The sequence below is a fragment of the Streptomyces sp. NPDC059443 genome, from assembly GCF_042750105.1.
Lineage (GTDB): Bacteria > Actinomycetota > Actinomycetes > Streptomycetales > Streptomycetaceae > Streptomyces.
This window is the reverse complement of the sequence record NZ_JBHYVM010000055.1, coordinates 1-17,078: the sequence shown is the minus strand read 5'-3', so window position 1 is coordinate 17,078 and position 17,078 is coordinate 1. Positions and strand designations below refer to the sequence as shown.

The 17,078-nt window shown below is 71.4% G+C and carries 14 protein-coding genes, 2 tRNA genes and 1 pseudogene; 4 read left to right on the top strand and 13 right to left on the bottom strand.

The window, feature by feature from the left end; all coding sequences use genetic code 11:
• Nucleotides 1-127: 127 nt before the first annotated feature.
• The 5 genes from clpX to ACFXDJ_RS34485 form a co-directional block, all read right to left on the bottom strand.
• Nucleotides 128-1,414 carry an ATP-dependent Clp protease ATP-binding subunit ClpX gene (gene clpX, locus ACFXDJ_RS34505; RefSeq protein ID WP_250739478.1) on the bottom strand — a complete coding sequence of 429 codons (1,287 nt, stop codon included), beginning with the start codon at nt 1,412-1,414 and terminating at the stop codon, nt 128-130.
• A 153-nt stretch (nt 1,415-1,567) separates the two neighbouring features.
• Complete coding sequence (locus ACFXDJ_RS34500; protein WP_302169399.1) at nt 1,568-2,239, bottom strand: ATP-dependent Clp protease proteolytic subunit; 672 nt, start codon at nt 2,237-2,239, stop codon at nt 1,568-1,570.
• An 86-nt stretch (nt 2,240-2,325) separates the two neighbouring features.
• Nucleotides 2,326-2,943: an ATP-dependent Clp protease proteolytic subunit gene (locus ACFXDJ_RS34495; RefSeq protein WP_243334854.1), complete on the bottom strand. Its 618-nt coding sequence runs from the start codon at nt 2,941-2,943 to the stop codon at nt 2,326-2,328.
• 297 nt (nt 2,944-3,240) lie between these two features.
• The gene (tig, locus tag ACFXDJ_RS34490; protein ID WP_384661344.1) at nt 3,241-4,641 is read right to left on the bottom strand and encodes a trigger factor; all 1,401 of its coding nucleotides are present in this window, start codon (nt 4,639-4,641) and stop codon (nt 3,241-3,243) included.
• 175 nt (nt 4,642-4,816) lie between these two features.
• Nucleotides 4,817-4,893, bottom strand: a tRNA-Pro gene (locus ACFXDJ_RS34485).
• A 166-nt stretch (nt 4,894-5,059) separates the two neighbouring features.
• On the opposite strand from ACFXDJ_RS34485, the gene ACFXDJ_RS34480 reads away from it, so the two are divergent.
• A tRNA-Gly gene (locus ACFXDJ_RS34480) sits at nt 5,060-5,130 on the top strand.
• A gap of 58 nt (nt 5,131-5,188) precedes the next feature.
• Here ACFXDJ_RS34480 and ACFXDJ_RS34475 read toward each other — a convergent pair.
• The 3 genes from ACFXDJ_RS34475 to ACFXDJ_RS34465 form a co-directional block, all read right to left on the bottom strand.
• The gene (locus tag ACFXDJ_RS34475; RefSeq protein WP_384661341.1) at nt 5,189-5,383 is read right to left on the bottom strand and encodes a hypothetical protein; all 195 of its coding nucleotides are present in this window, start codon (nt 5,381-5,383) and stop codon (nt 5,189-5,191) included.
• Between the two features lie 130 nt (nt 5,384-5,513).
• Nucleotides 5,514-5,999 carry an HD domain-containing protein gene (locus ACFXDJ_RS34470; RefSeq protein WP_384661338.1) on the bottom strand — a complete coding sequence of 162 codons (486 nt, stop codon included), beginning with the start codon at nt 5,997-5,999 and terminating at the stop codon, nt 5,514-5,516.
• On the bottom strand, nt 5,996-7,393 hold the full coding sequence (locus ACFXDJ_RS34465) for a pyridoxal phosphate-dependent decarboxylase family protein (protein WP_384661336.1): 1,398 nt from the start codon (nt 7,391-7,393) through the stop codon (nt 5,996-5,998). The genes ACFXDJ_RS34470 and ACFXDJ_RS34465 overlap by 4 nt, the downstream gene beginning before the upstream one ends.
• A 161-nt stretch (nt 7,394-7,554) precedes the next feature.
• Here ACFXDJ_RS34465 and ACFXDJ_RS34460 point away from each other — a divergent pair, with 161 nt between their 5' ends.
• The gene (locus ACFXDJ_RS34460; protein WP_384661333.1) at nt 7,555-8,157 is read left to right on the top strand and encodes an AAA family ATPase; all 603 of its coding nucleotides are present in this window, start codon (nt 7,555-7,557) and stop codon (nt 8,155-8,157) included.
• On the opposite strand, the gene ACFXDJ_RS34455 is transcribed toward ACFXDJ_RS34460, so the two are convergent.
• The 3 genes and pseudogenes from ACFXDJ_RS34455 to ACFXDJ_RS34445 all read right to left on the bottom strand — a co-directional run bounded on the left by ACFXDJ_RS34455 (nt 8,144) and on the right by ACFXDJ_RS34445 (nt 12,592).
• A complete protein-coding gene (locus ACFXDJ_RS34455) occupies nt 8,144-10,615 on the bottom strand; it encodes an FtsX-like permease family protein (protein ID WP_384851213.1) in 2,472 nt (823 codons plus the stop codon). The two genes, ACFXDJ_RS34460 and ACFXDJ_RS34455, sit on opposite strands and share 14 nt — an antisense overlap.
• Nucleotides 10,615-11,427: an ABC transporter ATP-binding protein gene (locus ACFXDJ_RS34450; RefSeq protein ID WP_384662935.1), complete on the bottom strand. Its 813-nt coding sequence runs from the start codon at nt 11,425-11,427 to the stop codon at nt 10,615-10,617. Before ACFXDJ_RS34450 ends, ACFXDJ_RS34455 begins: the two co-directional genes overlap by 1 nt.
• A 179-nt stretch (nt 11,428-11,606) precedes the next feature.
• Nucleotides 11,607-12,592 (bottom strand): annotated as a pseudogene (locus tag ACFXDJ_RS34445) (PP2C family protein-serine/threonine phosphatase).
• Between the two features lie 116 nt (nt 12,593-12,708).
• On the opposite strand from ACFXDJ_RS34445, the gene ACFXDJ_RS34440 reads away from it, so the two are divergent.
• Complete coding sequence (locus ACFXDJ_RS34440; RefSeq protein ID WP_384662941.1) at nt 12,709-13,944, top strand: GNAT family N-acetyltransferase; 1,236 nt, start codon at nt 12,709-12,711, stop codon at nt 13,942-13,944.
• A 7-nt stretch (nt 13,945-13,951) separates the two neighbouring features.
• Here the strand turns inward: ACFXDJ_RS34440 and ACFXDJ_RS34435 are convergent, their stop codons facing one another.
• Both ACFXDJ_RS34435 and ACFXDJ_RS34430 read right to left on the bottom strand, forming a co-directional pair.
• The gene (locus tag ACFXDJ_RS34435; RefSeq protein ID WP_384662943.1) at nt 13,952-14,761 is read right to left on the bottom strand and encodes an Fpg/Nei family DNA glycosylase; all 810 of its coding nucleotides are present in this window, start codon (nt 14,759-14,761) and stop codon (nt 13,952-13,954) included.
• A 67-nt stretch (nt 14,762-14,828) separates the two neighbouring features.
• Nucleotides 14,829-15,314: a ribose-5-phosphate isomerase gene (locus ACFXDJ_RS34430; RefSeq protein ID WP_384662946.1), complete on the bottom strand. Its 486-nt coding sequence runs from the start codon at nt 15,312-15,314 to the stop codon at nt 14,829-14,831.
• A 219-nt stretch (nt 15,315-15,533) separates the two neighbouring features.
• Between ACFXDJ_RS34430 and ACFXDJ_RS34425 the strand changes: the two genes are divergently transcribed.
• Nucleotides 15,534-16,973 (top strand): amino acid permease, encoded by a 1,440-nt coding sequence (locus tag ACFXDJ_RS34425; RefSeq protein ID WP_384662949.1) that lies wholly within the window; start codon nt 15,534-15,536, stop codon nt 16,971-16,973.
• Nucleotides 16,974-17,078: the final 105 nt, after the last annotated feature.

Here is a 17,078-nt window from a genome sequence, read left to right as displayed (position 1 = left end):
CGCCCACCGCCCGGCCAAGCTCAACCCCCCCGCCCGCGACAAGAAGGCGCGGCCGCCACGCATTCACGCACAGGGGGCCCCCCCCGAGGGGGGGCCCCCCTTCTGCGTACGCGTACCTGGTCGGCGGCTACGCCGACTTCTCGTGCGGGCCCTGGTCCTTCGGGACGATCCGCGGGACCAGCGTCGGGTTGACGTTGGAGCGGACCACGTCCGAGGTGATGACCACGCGGGCCACGTCCTTGCGGGACGGGACCTCGTACATCACCGACATCAGGACCTCTTCCATGATGGCGCGCAGGCCGCGCGCGCCGGTCTGGCGGAGGATCGCCTGGTCCGCGATGGCTTCCAGCGCCTCGCGCTCGAAGTCCAGCTCGACACCGTCGAGTTCGAACAGCCGCTGGTACTGCTTCACCAGCGCGTTGCGCGGCTCGATGAGGATCTGGAGCAGGGCCTCGCGGTCCAGGTTGTGCACCGAGGTGATGACGGGGAGACGGCCGATGAACTCGGGGATCATCCCGAACTTCACCAGGTCCTCCGGCATGACCTCCTGGAACTGGTTGCTCGCCTCGATCTCGCGCTTCGAGCGGATCGTCGCCCCGAAGCCGATGCCCTTGGCGCCGGCGCGCGATTCGATGATCCGCTCCAGGCCCGAGAAGGCACCGCCCACGATGAACAGCACGTTCGTCGTGTCGATCTGGATGAACTCCTGGTGCGGGTGCTTGCGGCCGCCCTGCGGCGGTACGGAAGCGGTCGTGCCTTCCAGGATCTTCAGGAGGGCCTGCTGTACGCCCTCACCGCTCACGTCGCGCGTGATCGACGGGTTCTCGCTCTTGCGGGCGACCTTGTCGATCTCGTCGATGTAGATGATCCCGGTTTCGGCCTTCTTGACGTCGTAGTCAGCGGCCTGGATCAGCTTGAGCAGGATGTTCTCGACGTCCTCGCCGACGTACCCGGCCTCCGTCAGCGCCGTCGCGTCGGCGATGGCGAACGGGACGTTGAGCATGCGCGCGAGCGTCTGGGCCAGCAGCGTCTTGCCCGAGCCCGTGGGGCCAAGCAGCAGGATGTTGGACTTCGCGAGCTCGATCGCGTCGTCCCGGCCCGTCCCGCCGCCGTTCTCGCCGGCCTGGACGCGCTTGTAGTGGTTGTACACAGCGACGGAGAGCGCCTTCTTCGCCGGCTCCTGGCCGACGACGTAGCTCTCCAGGAACTCGTAGATCTCACGGGGCTTGGGAAGCTCTTCCCAGCGCACCTCGGAGGTCTCCGCGAGCTCCTCTTCGATGATCTCGTTGCAGAGGTCGATGCACTCGTCGCAGATGTACACACCGGGTCCCGCGATGAGCTTCTTCACCTGCTTCTGGCTCTTTCCGCAGAACGAGCACTTGAGCAGGTCGCCGCCATCACCGATGCGTGCCACGAGGTGCTTCCCCTTCGCCTGGGAGACGCCTGGTTCAGCGCTCCTGGTGCCTCATATCCGACGGTACCTTGCCGGGGGCCCCTTGCGGGGCCCCCTTGACGTGGTTCACATTGCTCAATCCGGCGACGTGCCCACGCCAACTGTCGGCAAGGATCAGTTCGAAGTCTTGCGGGTGGCGACGACCTGGTCGATCAGGCCGTACGCCAGCGCGTCCTGGGCCGTCAGGATCTTGTCGCGCTCGATGTCGTCGCGGATCTTCTCGATCGGCGTCGAGGAGTGCGTGGCCAGCATCGTCTCCAGCTGGTCGCGCATGCGCAGGATCTCGTTGGCCGCGATCTCCAGGTCGGAGAGCTGCTCGCGGCCGGTGCCGCCGGAGGGCTGGTGGATCAGCACGCGGGCGTTCGGGAGCGCCATGCGCTTGCCGGGGGCGCCCGCGGCGAGCAGGACGGCGGCGGCGGAAGCCGCCTGGCCCATGCAGACCGTCGAGATGTCCGGCTTCACGAACTGCATCGTGTCGTAGATCGCCGTCAGCGCGGTGAAGGAGCCGCCGGGGCTGTTGATGTACAGGTAGATGTCGCGGTCCGGGTCCATCGACTCCAGGCACAGCAGCTGCGCCATGACGTCGTTGGCGGAGGCGTCGTCGATCTGCACGCCGAGGAAGATGATGCGCTCCTCGAAGAGCTTCGCGTACGGGTCGTACTCGCGCACGCCCTGCGAGGTGCGCTCGACGAAGCGCGGCACGACGTAACGGTTGTCCACCGGTGCGCCGGTGTAGAGGCCGCTGGCGGGAGAGAGATTGTTCATGTGCATCTGGGTGTTCACCATCCTGGTGGCGTTCTGCGGGCTGAGGCTTGCCTGGTGCGGGCGGGCGAGCGGGCCCCTTTACGGGGCCCGGCGCGCCGGGGCCGGGATCAGGCCCCGGTGCCGCCGCCGCCGGGGACCAGGGACGCGGCGGAGATGATCTCGTCGATGAGGCCGTAAGCCTTGGCCTCTTCCGCCGTGTACCAGCGGTCGCGGTCGCCGTCGCGGATGATCGTCTCCACGGTCTGGCCGGAGTGGTGGGCGGTGATCTCAGCCATGCGCTGCTTCGTGCGCAGCAGGTACTGGGCCTGGATCTTGATGTCCGAGGCGGTGCCACCGATGCCGGCGGAGCCCTGGTGCATCAGGATGTCGGTGTTCGGGAGCGCGAAGCGCTTGCCCGCGGTGCCGCCGGTGAGCAGGAACTGGCCCATGGAGGCCGCCATGCCCATGCCGATGGTGACGACGTCGTTCGGGATGTACTGCATGGTGTCGTAGACCGCCATGCCCGCCGTCACCGAGCCACCGGGGCTGTTGATGTACAGGTAGATGTCCTTCTCCGGCTCGGCGGCCAGGAGCAGGAGCTGTGCCGTGATCTTGTTCGCGATGTCGTCGTCGACCTGCTGGCCGAGGAAGATGATGCGCTCGCCGAGCAGCCGGTTGTAGACATGGTCGCCGAGGCCGCCACCGATGGACGGCTCACCCGCGGCGTAAGGCTTCAGATTCGTCACGTATCCACCTGCTCGTCTCCGACGGCCATGTGCCGTCTCAGCGTCTCGTTCTGGGGCGCGGACCAACCGTGCGGACGATGTCCGCCGGCGTCGGGTACTCCCGTGCCCTCGTATTCATGGACCCTAACGCGCAGGTAGGACAACGCCATCCCGCTTCCCGAACTGTTCGCTCGGAGCGCAAGGTCCCGGGGGCCCCGGACGGGCATGCCGAAGGGCCCGTACGCAGCCGCGTACGGGCCCTTCGGGCCGTGCTCCGGTACCGCCGCCGGGGGTGCCCCCGGCGTGGCCCGGCAGGTGTTACTTGGCCTCGTCGGCCGCGATCTCGCCGTCGGCCTCGACCACGTTCTCGACGGTCTCGGCGGCCTGCTCGACCGTGTCCTCGTCCTCGTCGTCGGAGAGGTCGACGACCTCACCGTTGGTGTCGATGACCTTGGCGGCCTCGACGACGGCCGCGAGGGCCTTGCCGCGGGCGACCTCGCCGACGAGCATCGGAACCTGGCCACCCTCGACGACGGCCTGGGCGAACTGGTCGGGGGACATGCCGGAGGAAGCGGCGCGACGCATGAGGTGCTCGGTGAGCTCCTCCTGGTTGACGTTCAGCTTCTCCTTGTTGACCAGCTCGTCGAGGACGAACTGGGTCTTGATGCCCTTGATCGCCTGCTCGCCGAGCTCGGCGTCGAACTCCTCGGCCGTCTTGCCCTGGATTTCGAGGTACTTGGCCAGGTCGATGCCCATCTGGCCGAGCTGGTGGTGCTCCAGGTTGTGCTTGCGGGTCTGGACCTCGTCCGCGAGGAGCTTCTCGGGGATCGGGACCTCGACGAGCTCCAGCAGCTTCTCCAGGACGCGCTCCTGGGCCTGCGTGGCCTGGTCGTACTGCTTCATGTTCTCAAGGCGCTTGCGGCTGTCGGCCTTGAGCTCTTCGAGGGTGTCGAACTCGCTCGCCATGCCGGCGAACTCGTCGTCCAGCTCCGGCAGCTCGCGGGCGGAGACCTTGGTGACCTTGACGGTGACCTCGGCGTCCTTGCCCTCGGCGGAGCCGCCCTTCAGCTGGGAGGTGAAGGTGGCCTCGCCACCGGCCTCCAGGCCCTTGACGGCCTCGTCGATGCCTTCGAGAAGCTCACCAGAGCCGATGGTGTAGGAGACGTCCTGGGCGACACCGTCCTCCAGCACCTCGCCGTCCACCTTGGCTTCGAGGTCGATGGTGACGACGTCGCCGTCCTCGGCCGCGCGCTCGACGTCCTTGGTGGACGCGAAGCGGCCGCGAAGCTGCTCGACGGACTTCTCCACGTCCTCGTCCGAGACCTCGACGGCGTCCACGGTGACCTCGATGCCGGAGTAGTCCGGGATCTCGATCGCGGGACGGATGTCAACCTCGGCGGTGAAGGTCAGCAGTTCGCCGTCCTTCAGCTCCGTGATGTCGACCTCGGGCTGGCCCAGCGGGTTCAGGTCGGCCTCGTTGACCGCCTCGGTGTAGAACTTCGGGAGGGCGTCGTTGACGGCCTCCTCCAGCACCGCACCGCGGCCGAAGCGCTGGTCGATGACCCGGGCGGGGATCTTGCCCTTGCGGAAGCCCTTCACCGTGACCTGCTGGTTGATCTTCTTGTAGGCCGCGTCGAGGCTGTCCTTGAGCTCCTCGAAGGGCACCTCAACAGTGAGCCGAACCCGAGTCGGGTTCAGGGTCTCCACGGCGCTCTTCACGGTTTGGTCTCCTTGTGGCTGACTGCTGGGGGTCTCCGCCGTCACGCTGCGATCGAGCGGTTCTGCGGATCGGGCCCGGTACATCAGACACACGGGCACGCAGCTTGCATAGTAACCGCAAGCGGCAATCAGCCCACAACGCGATCATCAACGCGAGGTCTGCCGGAGGGACTGCTGGTCGGGGTGGCCGGATTCGAACCGACGACCTTCCGCTCCCAAAGCGGACGCGCTACCAAGCTGCGCCACACCCCGTCGGTGCGACACGTAGGGTACATGCCCGAAGACCCTCCGCCGCGCGGAGTTTCCACGAAGCCCCCGCCCGCCCACACGCGGGCCCGGAAAGCGGTGTGCACCGCACCGCCTCGACCCGCTAGGATGCTGTCCGTGCCACGGTCCCCGGACCTGCGGCGCACGCGTTGCGGGCGTAGCTCAATGGTAGAGCCCTAGTCTTCCAAACTAGCTACGCGGGTTCGATTCCCGTCGCCCGCTCTTCACGGCTCAGGGCCAGGTCAGAGGATGTTTCCTCGATCTGGCCCTGACGCGTTTCTCAGAGCTTGATGCCGGAGATCGTGCTCGCGAGGGAGTCCAGGAAGTTGTTGACGTCCGGGGCGATGGAGCTGGACGCGAGGAAGAAGCCGAAGAGGACCGCGACGATCGCGGGGCCGGCCTTGAGGTGATTTCCGCGGACGAGCACCACGAGGATGATCGCCAACAGAACCACTACTGACAGCGAAATGGCCACTTCTGATCACACCTTCGGTCGTCCCCTGGTCGGCCCGGGGCACGATCAGGCGTACCCCCACATGGACCATCCTCCCACCAACACGCCCCGGCTATCCGTCTCGTGACGAATCGGCAGTGGCGCGTTTGCCTCAGGGTGCCGTGAGACCCAGGAGGGAGCGGACGTAGAGGTACTTAACGGACAGACGTTCCCGGGTCGGGGCGTCGAGGACCGCGAGGCGGGCCGGATCCGCGTTGTGCGCGAGGTCGGCTTCCTTGACGAGCAGGGCGCCCGGGGTGGCGAGGATACGGGCCGTGTACTCCTCGACCGGTTCGCCGGGGCGTTTGGTCAGCGCGAGGACCATCTCCTTGACGGACCGCGGGAGTCCGGCGGATTCCAGCCAGTCCGGGGTGAGGGCGTCGTCCTCGATCGAGTCGTGGAGCCAGGCAGCCGCCTGCTGCGCCTCCGTGCCGCCCCGGACGCGGACGCCCTCGGCCACGGCCGCGAGGTGCTCCGCGTACGGCCGGCCGGCCTTGTCGGTCTGGCCCTCGTGCGCGGCGCGGGCCAGGGCCTCCACCTCGGCGAGGGTCAGAGGGGTATGCGGGGGCTGCGGGGTCAGGGGGTGCGGATCGGTCATTCGAGCTCCTTCGCCGCCGTGTGCAGGGCCTGCGCCACCCGGCGCACATCCGCCCTCGTGGTGCGCCAGTTGGAGAACGCGGCGCGCAGGGCGGGGGTTCCCGCGTAGACGGTGGGGGTGAGGAACACCTCGGACCCGACCGCTTCGCGCAGGGCGGTGAGCCGGTCCGTGGTGGGGGCCTCGGCGAGGGTGAAGCAGACGACGTTCAGACGGACCGGGGCGAGGACCGTGAAGGACGGGTCTCCGGAGAGGGACTCGCCGAGGGACCGGGCGCAGGCGATGTCCCGTTCGACGATCTCCCGGTGGCCCTCGCGCCCGTACGCGCGGAGCGTGAACCAGGCGGCCAGCGCGCGCAGCCGGTGGGAGTTCTCCGGGGTGAGGTGCACCAGGTCGGGGTGGTCGCCGAGGGGGCCCAGGTAGGCGGCGGCGTTTTGGAAGACGCGGGCCTGGAGGTCTCGGCGGCGGGTGAACTGCACGGCGCTGTCGTAGGGGACGTTGAGCCATTTGTGCAGGTCGACGCAGACGGAGTCGGAGGCGTCGAGTCCGGCGGTGAGGTGCGCGTGTTCCGGGGAGAGCGCGGCGAACGCGCCGAAGGCGGCGTCCGTGTGCAACCAGAAGTCGTGGCGTTCGCGCAGGGCCGCGATGGCGCGCAGATCGTCGAAGTCCACGGTGTTGACGGTGCCGGCGTTCGCGACGACGACGGCGGGTCGGCCCGGCGCGTCGGCGAGGGCGCGTTCCAGGGCCGCCGGGTCGACGGCCTCGCGGCCGGGGAGGGTCGGTACGGGGACCAGGGCGCGGCGGCCGAGGCCGAGGACGGAGAGGGCCTTGGCGATGGAGGAGTGCGGGGCGCCGGACAGGACCCGGACCGGGCCGAGCGCGCCCGCGCCGTCCTCGGCCGGGGAGACCCCGAGGCGTTCGCCCAGCCATTCGCGGGCGATGGCGAGGCCGGTGGTGTTGGACATGGTGGCGCCGCTGACGAAGGTGCCGGTGTGGGCGTCGGAGAGGCCGAAGAGTTCGCGGAGCCAGCTGACGGTCTCGCGTTCGAGGTCCTGACCGCCGCCGTCCAGGGCGGAGTTGGAGTTCTGGTCGTGCGCCGAGGTCAGCCAGTCGCCCGCGAGCGCGGCGGGGGTGGCTCCCCCGGTGACGAAGCCGAGGTAGCGGGGGCCGGCGGAGGCCGACAGCCGCGGGACCCAGCGCTCCGCGAAGGCGGCGAGGGCGGCTTCGGTGCCCGTTCCGTGCTCGGGGAGCGGCTCCGGGGCCGGGGGCCGCCCGTCCTGGCGCGGCGGTACGACGGGACGCGCGTCCAGCGCCGCGAGCGTCGCGGCGGCGGCGTCGCGGGTGGCGTCGAGGAGCTCGGGGAGGCGGGCCAGGTCTGCGGCGAGGGTGCGGTCCATGGGGGCACGGTACGTCCCGCCGGGCCGGGCCGGACGGGCCAATCGGGACCGGGTGGCCCGGTCGCGGGGTCGTAGGGTCGGTGGATGGCTGCGAAGTGGCGGGTGCGGGGTCCGGGGAGCACCGGGAAGCCGGGGATCGGCCCGGGGCGGGGGGTGCCGCGGTGATCGTGTGGCTCAACGGGCCCTTCGGCGGCGGGAAGACGCAGACCGCGCACGCCCTGCACCGGCGGGTGCCCGGCAGCGTGGTGTGCGATCCGGAGCACGTCGGGTTCGGTCTGCACCGGATGCTTCCGCCGGCGCTGCGCGGGGACTTCCAGGACCTCCCGGCGTGGCGGCAGGGCGTCTTCGAGGTGCTGGACCTGGCGGCGCGGGAGCACCCCGGCACGGTGATCGTGCCGATGACCGTCACCGATCCCGGCTATTTCGCCGAGACGGTGGGGCGGCTGCGCGAGCGCGGGCACGAAGTCCGCCACTTCGCGCTGCTGGCCGAGCGGGAGACCGTACTGCGCCGGCTGCGCGAGCGCGGGCTGGGGCGCGGGCTGAAGCGGGAGAGCTTCGCGGTGGCCCGGCTGGACGGGTGTCTGGAGGCCCTGCGCGCGCCGGAGTTCGCGGAGCGGTTGTACACGGACCGGATCTCCGTCAGGGAAGTCGCCGAGCGGGTCGGAGCCCTCGCCGGGCTGGAGCTGGCCCCGGACACCGACAGCGCGCTCCGGGGGCGGCTGCGGCGCGCGCTGGTCGGCGTACGGCACATCAGGTTCGACTGAGGCGCAGCGCGTGGCGGGCCGGGAGGGTCGTGGCCGCCAGGGTGAGGGCCACCGCGGCGGCCGCGAAGGAACCGTAGACGGCGGGCGGAATGTAGGGGCCGGTGCCCGTCAGGGCCTTGGTCAGCGGGATGAGGGTGGCCAGGGCTATCGCCGAGCCGAGGGTGATGCCGGCGCCGCTGACCAGGAGGGCTTCCCAGCGAAGCATCCGCAGCACCTGGCGGCGGGTGGAGCCGACCAGGCGCAGCATGCGCAGTTCGCGGCGGCGGTCGAGGACGGTCATGACCAGGGTGTTGGCGGCGGCGACGGCCGCGAAGCCCCCGAGGACGGCCGCCATGGTGGTGTTGGCCCAGGCGTTGAGTTCGCGGTCCAGGCTCTGGGCCGTGGTCCAGGCGGAGGCGGACCGCGCCGGGCCGAAGTCCGCCGGGACGGAGCCGCGGATCAGGAGTTCGGTGGGGCGTCCGGCGGTGGTGTGGCCGGCCAGGTCGGCGGCGGGGAGGGTGACCTCGCCGAGGCCGAGGCCGCGGGAGTAGACGGCCACGATCTCGGGGGTGACGCGGGTGCCGTCGGCCAGGCGCAGGTCCATGCGGTCGCCGACGGCCGTCTGCGCGGCGTCGGCCAGCGTCCGGTCGATGGCCACCGTGCCGGGGGCCAGCCGGGAGAGGTTCCCCGAGCGCACACCCAGGTCCTGGACGCCCGTGATGTCCCCGGCGACGCCCTGCGCGGTGGCGCCCTGGAACCAGCGGTCCGAGCCGGAGCCGACCACGGCCAGGACGGGGGCACGGGTGATGGCGACGGCCCCGCCCGCGACCGCCCGCTCCGGGTCGCGCGGATCGGTGACGACGTGGTCGGCGAGCAGCCCGGTCTCCTGCTGCCGCTGCGCGGCCCGGTCCTGGCTGGTGTGGAGGAAGACCAGCGTGGAGGAGAAGGCGACGGCGAGCACGATCGGGGTGATCGCGGAGGCGAGGCGGCGGGCGTGGGCACGGGAGTTGGCGGCGGCCAGCGACCCGGCGGCTCCCCCGGCGCGCAGCGGGAGCCCGAAGAGGGAGGCGCAGGCGCGGGCGACGAACGGGCCGAGCAGGGCCACGGCGAGCATGAAGAGCATGACGACGCCGAGGGAGGTGTTGGCGGCGTCCGGGCCGCTGCCGGTGGCGGCCAGGCCCGCGCAGACGGCCCCGCCGGCCAGCGCGGCGAGGCCGAGCGGGGTACGGATCCACCCGGGCCGCAGGCGTTCCACGGCGGCCGCGGCGAGGGCCTGGCCGGGGCGGACACGGGCGGGGCGGCGGGACGCGGCCCAGCCGGCGAGCAGGGCGGCGGCGAGTCCGATGCCGGTGGCGGAAACCAGGGGGATCCAGGAGACGGCCAGGGGGACCCCGTCCGGGATGGCGCCCTTCGCCTTGAGCTGTCCGAACCACCAGGAGGCGAGCGCGATGCCGGGTACGCAGCCCAGCGCGCCCGCGAGCGGCGCGACGAGCAGGGCTTCGGTGGCGACCAGGCGCCGGATCTGGCGCGGGGTGGCTCCGACGGCGCGCAGCAGGGCGAACTCGCGGGAGCGCTGCCCGACGGAGAGCGCGACGGTGCCCACGGCCGTGAAGACGGCGACGAGGGTGGCCGTGCCGCCGAAGGACCCGCCGAGGGCGGTCAGGATCTCCTTGGCGCCGGTGAGCTTCGGGTCCATGGCGCGGTCCGGGCCGGTCAGGACCAGGGCCTGGCCGTCGACGGCGGCCCGCACCCGCTCGGGGTCGGCGCCGAAGACCGCGATGGCGTCGAGCGCCCCGGGATGTCCGGAGAGGGTGCGCGCTTCGGCGTCGGAGAACCAGGCTCCGGGCCGGTCGGTGCGCCCGACGACCCGGAACTCCCGCTTCCCGGCCGGGGTCGCGAGCGTGACCCGGCCGGTCGTCCCGTCGGCCGCCTCCAGGGCGGCTCCACCCTCGGCTCCGCCCCCGGCCCCACCCGCGGCCCCGCCCGCGGCCCCGCCCGCGGCCCCGCCCAGGACGACTTCGCCCGGACCGGCCGGGGCGCGGCCCGCGCGCAGCTCCGTAGGGCTGAAGGCGGTGGAGCCCCAGCCGTACGCGTCGAGGACACCGCCGGCTGCGGCTCCCGCGGCCGCCGGGGTCTCGTCGCGCACCGGGAACACCACGTCGGGCACCGCCCGTCCCAGGCGGGCCAGCCGGGCCAGCAGCGCGGCGTCCACCCGGGCGTGCTCCGGAACCTGCGCGGAGACCTCGTGGGCGCCCTCGCCACTGCCCATCCGCAGGCGGACCTGCTGGTCGGCGGCGACGAGGACGGGGGCCGCGGCGTAGCGGGCCGGCGGGACGCTCGCGCGCACTCCGCTCTCCAGGAGGATCCCGCAGGCGGAGACGATGGCGACGGTCATGAGCAGGGCGATGAAGGTGCCGGCGAAGGCCGCGGGGCGAAAGCGCAGTGCCGCGCGGGCCAAGCCGTTGGTGCGCGGGAGCATCAGGCGGCCGCCCCAGCGAGCACCGGGCCGGCGGTGAGGGTGGTCATCCGGGCCGCGATCGTGGCGGCGGAGCTGCGCGGGAGCCGGTCCGCGATGAGGCCGTCGGCGAGGAAGAGCACCTGGTCGGCGTGGGCGGCGGCGGCCGGGTCGTGGGTGACCATGACGACGGTGGCGCCGAGGGTGTCCACGGCGGTGCGGAGCAGGCCGAGCACCTCGGAGGCGGTGGTGGTGTCGAGGGCGCCGGTGGGCTCGTCGGCGAAGACCACGTCGGGTCGGGTGACCAGGGCGCGGGCGATGGCGACGCGCTGCTGCTGGCCGCCGGAGAGTTCCGCCGGGCGGCGCCGGCCCTTGCCTTCGAGGCCGACGCGGGCGAGCAGGTCGGCGGCGCGCGCGGTGTCCTGGCGGCCGCCGGCGAGGCGCATCGGGAGGAGGACGTTCTGCTCGACGGTGAGGGAGGGCAGCAGGTTGAAGGCCTGGAAGACGAAGCCGAGGCGGCTGCGGCGGAGCTCGGTGAGCTGGTTCTCGTTCATGCCGGTGATCTCGGTGCCGCCGAGGCGGACGGAGCCCTCGGTGGGGAGGTCGAGGCCCGCGGCGCACTGGAGGAAGGTGGACTTGCCGGAGCCGGAGGGGCCCATGACGGCGGTGAAACTGCCGCGGGGCAGGCTGAGGTCGATCCCGCGCAGCGCGTGCACGGTGGCGGAGCCGCGGCCGTACCGCCGCTGGACTCCGCGCAGTTCGACGGCCGGGGTGCTGCCGTGGTGTGCCACCGCCGGCTGGTCCTCGTGCTGCCGCTTGCTCCGCCTGAGCCCCATGGTGTGCCGCCTTCCGCGCCGGTCGACCACCCGGTGGTGATCGTGTCTCCGACGCTACGGAGGGCGGGTGGCCTCCGGCCATGACGGAGGCCGGCGGATGCATGGTGGGGTAAACCCGACCCTGCGGGGTGGGGGACAGCCCCGCAGGGCCAACCCACCCGCACCGTGCGAGGGCCGCGTTAAAAAGGGGCGCGGCGGATCAGGAGGAGCGCGCGGTCGTCGTTGACGTCCTTGGCGACCTTTTCGATCAGGTGCCAGGTCGCGCCCTCCCAGCCGGCGGCGACGTAGCGGTCGGCCTCGCCGGTGAGGCGGTCCATGCCCTCGCTGATATCGCGTTCGGCGGTCTCGACGAGGCCGTCGGTGAAGAGCATCAGGACGTCGCCGCGCCGCAGGTTCCCGCGGGCCGGTTCGAATTCGGCCCCGTCGTAGACGCCGAGCAGCGGGCCCTCGCCGGAGACCTCCTGCCAGCGGCCGGTGCCCGCGCTGAGCTGGAGGGCGGGCAGGTGCCCGGCGGAGAGGAGTTCGTAGTCGCCGGTCTCCAGGTCCAGGACCAGGTGGATGGAGGTGGCGAAGCCCTCGTCCCAGTCCTGGCGCAGGAGGTAGCCGTTGGCGGCGGGCAGGAACCCGTGCGGGGGCAGGGCGCCGAGCAGGCCGCCGAAGGCTCCGGACAGGAGGAGGGCGCGGGAGCCCGCCTCCATGCCCTTGCCGGAGACGTCGGTGAGGACGATCTCCAGGGTGCGGCCGCCGTTGGTGCGGGCGGCGACCACGAAGTCGCCGGAGAAGGACTGGCCGCCGGCCGGGCGCAGGGCCATCTCGCGGTGCCGGGGGTGACCCGGGCGGGGCCCTGGGTGTACGGCCCGAGGACCAGGGCTTCGACGATGAGCGCGGCCGCGGAGGCCGCGTAGAGGGCGAGGAGGCTGGCGGGCCGCAGCAGCAGGCCGCCCGCCACGATCGGCAGGACCAGCGCGGAGGGCGAGAACCAGACGGGCAGCATCAGGGTTCCGCAGGCGATGGCGGGAATGGTGAGCAGCAGCCCGCCGAAGGCGAGCCAGTCGGAGGCGTCGCCGCGGAAGTAGTCGACGGCGGATTTGCGCAGGGCGGTGCGGGCCCGGTGCGACAGCATGCGCGTCCGGGCCAGAAGAGTCTCCACACGTGCTCCGGCCATTGCTTCGGGACCCTATCCATCCGGGCTGTGCGTGCGCAGGGGTACCCCCGGACATGGGCCCATTGGCGCCTGAAAAGGGGTCGCATGGGACGGATTGCCCTGATAAGGATGGCCATATGGCTCTTGAGACGCGCGTATTGAAGGCTGATGAGTGGGATGTCTGGTACGACCACCTGGAACTGGCGTTCGGTGGGGTGCCCGAATCTCCCGAAGAGCGTGAACTCTACAAGTCCCTGACCGAGACGGAACGTTCGCTCGGCGTCTGGGACGAAGAAGCGTGCGTGGGCTCGGCCGGGGCCTTCTCCTTCCGGCTCTCCGTGCCGGGCGGCGCCCTCGTCCCGGCGGCCGGGGTCACGATGGTGGGCGTCTCCCCCACCCACCGCAGGCAGGGGGTGCTCACCTCGCTCATGCGCCGGCAATTGGACGACATCCGGGCGGGTGGTGAACCGATCGCCGTGCTGACGGCCTCGGATCCGGCGATCTACGGGCGCTTCGGCTACGGCACCGCCAGCTACACGCTGGCCTTCGAGATCGACACCACCCGCGTGCGGCTCTCCGTACCGCCGGGCACCGACGACGTGAGGATCCGGCTGGTCGATCCGCGCAAGGCGCTGGCCGACTGCGAGCGGGTCTACGCGGCTCTGGTGGCGGGCCGTCCCGGGATGCCGGTCCGGCAGCCGGGCTGGGAGATGCAGTCGCTGCTGGACCCGGAGTCGGCCAGGAACGGCGGCTCGCCGCTCAAGTGCGTGGTCGCCGAGCGGACGGACGGCGAGGTGGTCGGGTACGCCCGCTACCGGGTCAAGGCCGAGTGGGACCTGACCGGCTCGGAGGGCAAGGTGGACCTCGCCGATCTCGACGCGCTCGACCCGGCGGCGTACGCGGCGCTGTGGCGGTACCTCTTCGGGATCGACCTGACCTGGACCGTCCGGGCCCACCGGCGCCCGGTGGACGACCCGGTCCTGCACCTGGTCACGGACGTCCGGCGGGCGCGGGCGCGCCAGCGCGACATGCTGTACGTGCGGCTCGTGGAGCTGCCGGCGGCGCTGACCGCGCGGAGCTACGGGGCCCCGGTGGACGTGGTGCTGGAGGTCGAGGACGCGTTCTGCCCGTGGAACGCGGGGCGCTGGCGGCTGACGGCCGGAGCGGACGGCTCCGCCTCCTGCGCCCGGACGCAGGACCCGGCGGATCTGGAGCTGTCGGTACGCGAGCTCGGCGCGGCCTACCTGGGCGGCGTCACCCTGACCTCCCTGGCCTCGGCCGGGCGGGTGCGCGAGCTGAGTCCGGGCGCGCTGACCCGCACGTCACGGGCGTTCGCGGGCGACGTGGCCCCCTGGCTGCCGCACGGATTCTGAGGAAGCCCTACCGGGACTGGCACCCCGGGCACCAGAACAGGTTGCGGGCGGCGAGACCGGCGGTGCGGATCTCGCCCCCGCAGATGTGGCAGGGCATGTTCGCCCTCCGGTAGACGTACACCTCGCCGCCGTGGTCGTCCACCCTCGGCGGGCGCCCCATGGCTTCCGGCAGGTGCTCGTCGCGCACGGTGTCGATCCTGTTGTTGCGCACGCCTTCGCGCATGAGCAGCACCAGGTCGGCCCAGATGGCGTCCCACTCGCGGCGGGCCAGGTCCCTGCCGAGCCGGTACGGGTCGATGCCGTGCCGGAAGAGCACCTCGGCGCGGTAGACGTTGCCGACGCCCGAGACGATCTTCTGGTCCATGAGCAGCGCGGCGACGGTGGTGCGGGAGCGGGAGATCCGGGCCCAGGCGCGGTCGGGGTCGTCGGCCGGGCGCAGCGGGTCCGGGCCGAGGCGGTCGTGCACCGCCTTCTTCTCGCCGTCCGTGATCAGCGCGCAGGCGGTCGGTCCCCGCAGGTCCGAGTAGTGGTCCTGGTTGGCGATCCGCAGCCGGACCGTGTCGGTGGCCGGCGGGGCGGGGGCGGTCCCGAAGCCGAGCTTGCCGAAGAGGCCGAGGTGGATGTGGATCCAGTCGCCGCCGTCGAAGCCCAGGAAGAGGTGCTTGCCGTGGGCGTCGACGCCGTCCAGGATCCGCCCGTCGAGCAGGGCCGCGCTCTCGGCGAACCGGCCCTGGGGGCTGCTGACGGCGACCTCCCATCCGGCGAACCGCTGGAGGTGGTCCTCGGCGAGGCGGTGGATCGTATGCCCCTCGGGCACGGCGGTACTCCTCGGAAAAGAAAAACCGGCCGCGCCGCCCCGGGAGGCGGCACGGCCGGAAGCGGGATCAGCCCTGCGGGTGGTGCGCCGGGATCGGGGGGAGCTCGCCGGTGGTCTCGTACGCGGAGAGCATCTCGATGCGACGGGTGTGGCGCTCCTCGTCGGAGTACGGGGTCGCCAGGAACGCCTCGATGAAGGAGACGGCCTCGTCCTGCGTGTGCATCCGGCCGCCGACGGAGATGACGTTGGCGTTGTTGTGCTCGCGGCCGAGCTTCGCGGTCTCGACGCTCCAGGCCAGGATGGCGCGGACGCCCTTGACCTTGTTCGCGGCGATCTGCTCGCCGTTGCCGGAGCCGCCGATCACGATGCCGAGGGCGTCGGCGTCCGCGGCGGTCCGCTCCGCGGCGCGGAGGCAGAACGGCGGGTAGTCGTCCACCGCGTCGTAGATGTGGGGCCCGCAGTCGACGGGCTCGTGGCCGTTGTTCTTGAGCCAGTCCACCAGGTGGTTCTTGAGCTCAAAGCCGGCATGGTCGGATCCGAGGTACACGCGCATGGTCCGAGTGTGGCACGAGCACCCCCGACGGGCCGCAGCGGGTGTCGCGTAAGTCACTTCTAAAGCTCAAGTAAACCCAAAGGACGCAGATGGGACACGGCGGGACCAAGGTCCTGGACGTTCGTCCCATCGCAACGATCCGGACTGGGGTCTTCCGCCCTACGTTCATCTCAGGTTTGAATGCCCGGGCTCGCACCCCGAGAACCTAAGGATCCGTCCATGAGTTCCACGACGACCCTTCAGAAGGCAGGCGACCCCACCGGTAACCCCGGCGACGCCCAGCCCTCCCACGGTCTCAAGGCCGGTCTCAAGAACCGCCACCTGTCCATGATCGCCATCGGCGGTGTCATCGGCGCCGGCCTCTTCGTCGGCTCCGGCGGCGGTATCGCCAAGACCGGCCCCGCCATCCTGCTGTCCTACGCGCTGGTCGGCGCGATGGTCGTCTTCGTCATGCGGATGCTGGGCGAGATGGCCGCCGCCAGCCCGAACTCCGGATCCTTCTCCGCCTACGCCGACCGCGCGCTCGGCCGCTGGGCCGGTTTCTCCATCGGCTGGCTCTACTGGTTCTTCTGGGTCGTCGTCCTGGCCGTGGAGGCCACCGCCGGAGCCGTGATCCTGCACGGCTGGGTGCCCGCCGTCCCCCAGTGGGGCTGGGCGCTGATCGTGATGGCGGTCCTGACGGTCACCAACCTCGGCTCGGTCGCCTCGTACGGCGAGTTCGAGTTCTGGTTCGCCGGCATCAAGGTCGTCGCCATCGGCGGCTTCGTGATCATCGGCATGCTGGCCGTCTTCGGCGTGCTGCCGGGCTCCGACAACCCGGGCGCGGGCTTCGCCCACCTCACCGACACCGGCGGCTTCATGCCGAACGGCTGGGGCTCGGTCCTCACCGGCGTGCTGATGGTCGTCTTCTCCTTCATGGGCAGCGAGATCGTCACGCTGGCCGCAGGCGAGTCCGAGGACCCGCGGCGCGCGGTCACCAAGGCCACCAACTCGGTGATCTGGCGGATCGGCGTCTTCTACCTGGGCTCGATCTTCATCGTCCTCACCCTGCTGCCGTGGAACGACAAGTCGATCACCGAGAAGGGCTCGTACGTCGCCGCCCTGGACTCGATCGGCATCGCGCACGCCGGACAGATCATGAACGTGATCGTGCTGACGGCCGTGCTGTCCTGCCTGAACTCGGGGCTGTACACCGCCTCCCGCATGGCGTTCTCGCTGGGCGAGCGCGGCGATGCCCCCAAGGCCTTCGCCAAGGTGAGCAAGCGGGGTGTTCCGACGGCCGCGATCCTGGGCTCGGTGATCTTCGGCTTCGCCGCCGTCTACTTCAACTACGCCTTCAAGGACACGGTCTTCAACTTCCTGCTGAACGCCTCGGGCGCCATCGCGCTGTTCGTGTGGCTGGTCATCTGCCTGACCCAGCTGCGGATGCGGAAGATCCTGGTCGCCGAGGCTCCGGAGAAGCTGACGGTGAAGATGTGGTTCTTCCCGTACCTGACCTGGGCCACCGCCGCGATGATCACCTTCGTGCTGGGCTACATGGTCTACGACAAGGACAACCGCGAGACCGTCATGCTGTCGCTGCTGGTCGCGGCCGTCGTCCTGGTCATCGGCGTGATCCGCGACGTGCGCCGCAAGGCCGCCGCGCGCCTGGCCGCGTAGGCACCACGGTGTAGGCCCGAAAGACGGCAGCCCCGGACCCCCCACCCCGGGCGGGGGCGGGGGGGTGTAAACAAAACCCCGCCCCCCCGAGCAGGAAACCGCGCG

What these genes read in the sequence shown, in the direction of transcription:
- ACFXDJ_RS34440 (WP_384662941.1), top strand. Translation starts at nt 12,709, where the DNA reads ATGGCTCTTGAGACGCGCGTATTGAAGGCTGATGAGTGGGATGTCTGG.
- ACFXDJ_RS34455 (WP_384851213.1), bottom strand. Translation starts at nt 10,615, where the DNA reads ATGCTCCCGCGCACCAACGGCTTGGCCCGCGCGGCACTGCGCTTTCGC.
- ACFXDJ_RS34500 (WP_302169399.1), bottom strand. Translation starts at nt 2,239, where the DNA reads ATGGTGAACACCCAGATGCACATGAACAATCTCTCTCCCGCCAGCGGC.
- ACFXDJ_RS34465 (WP_384661336.1), bottom strand. Translation starts at nt 7,393, where the DNA reads ATGGACCGCACCCTCGCCGCAGACCTGGCCCGCCTCCCCGAGCTCCTC.
- ACFXDJ_RS34470 (WP_384661338.1), bottom strand. Translation starts at nt 5,999, where the DNA reads ATGACCGATCCGCACCCCCTGACCCCGCAGCCCCCGCATACCCCTCTG.
- ACFXDJ_RS34450 (WP_384662935.1), bottom strand. Translation starts at nt 11,427, where the DNA reads ATGGGGCTCAGGCGGAGCAAGCGGCAGCACGAGGACCAGCCGGCGGTG.
- ACFXDJ_RS34425 (WP_384662949.1), top strand. Translation starts at nt 15,534, where the DNA reads ATGAGTTCCACGACGACCCTTCAGAAGGCAGGCGACCCCACCGGTAAC.
- ACFXDJ_RS34430 (WP_384662946.1), bottom strand. Translation starts at nt 15,314, where the DNA reads ATGCGCGTGTACCTCGGATCCGACCATGCCGGCTTTGAGCTCAAGAAC.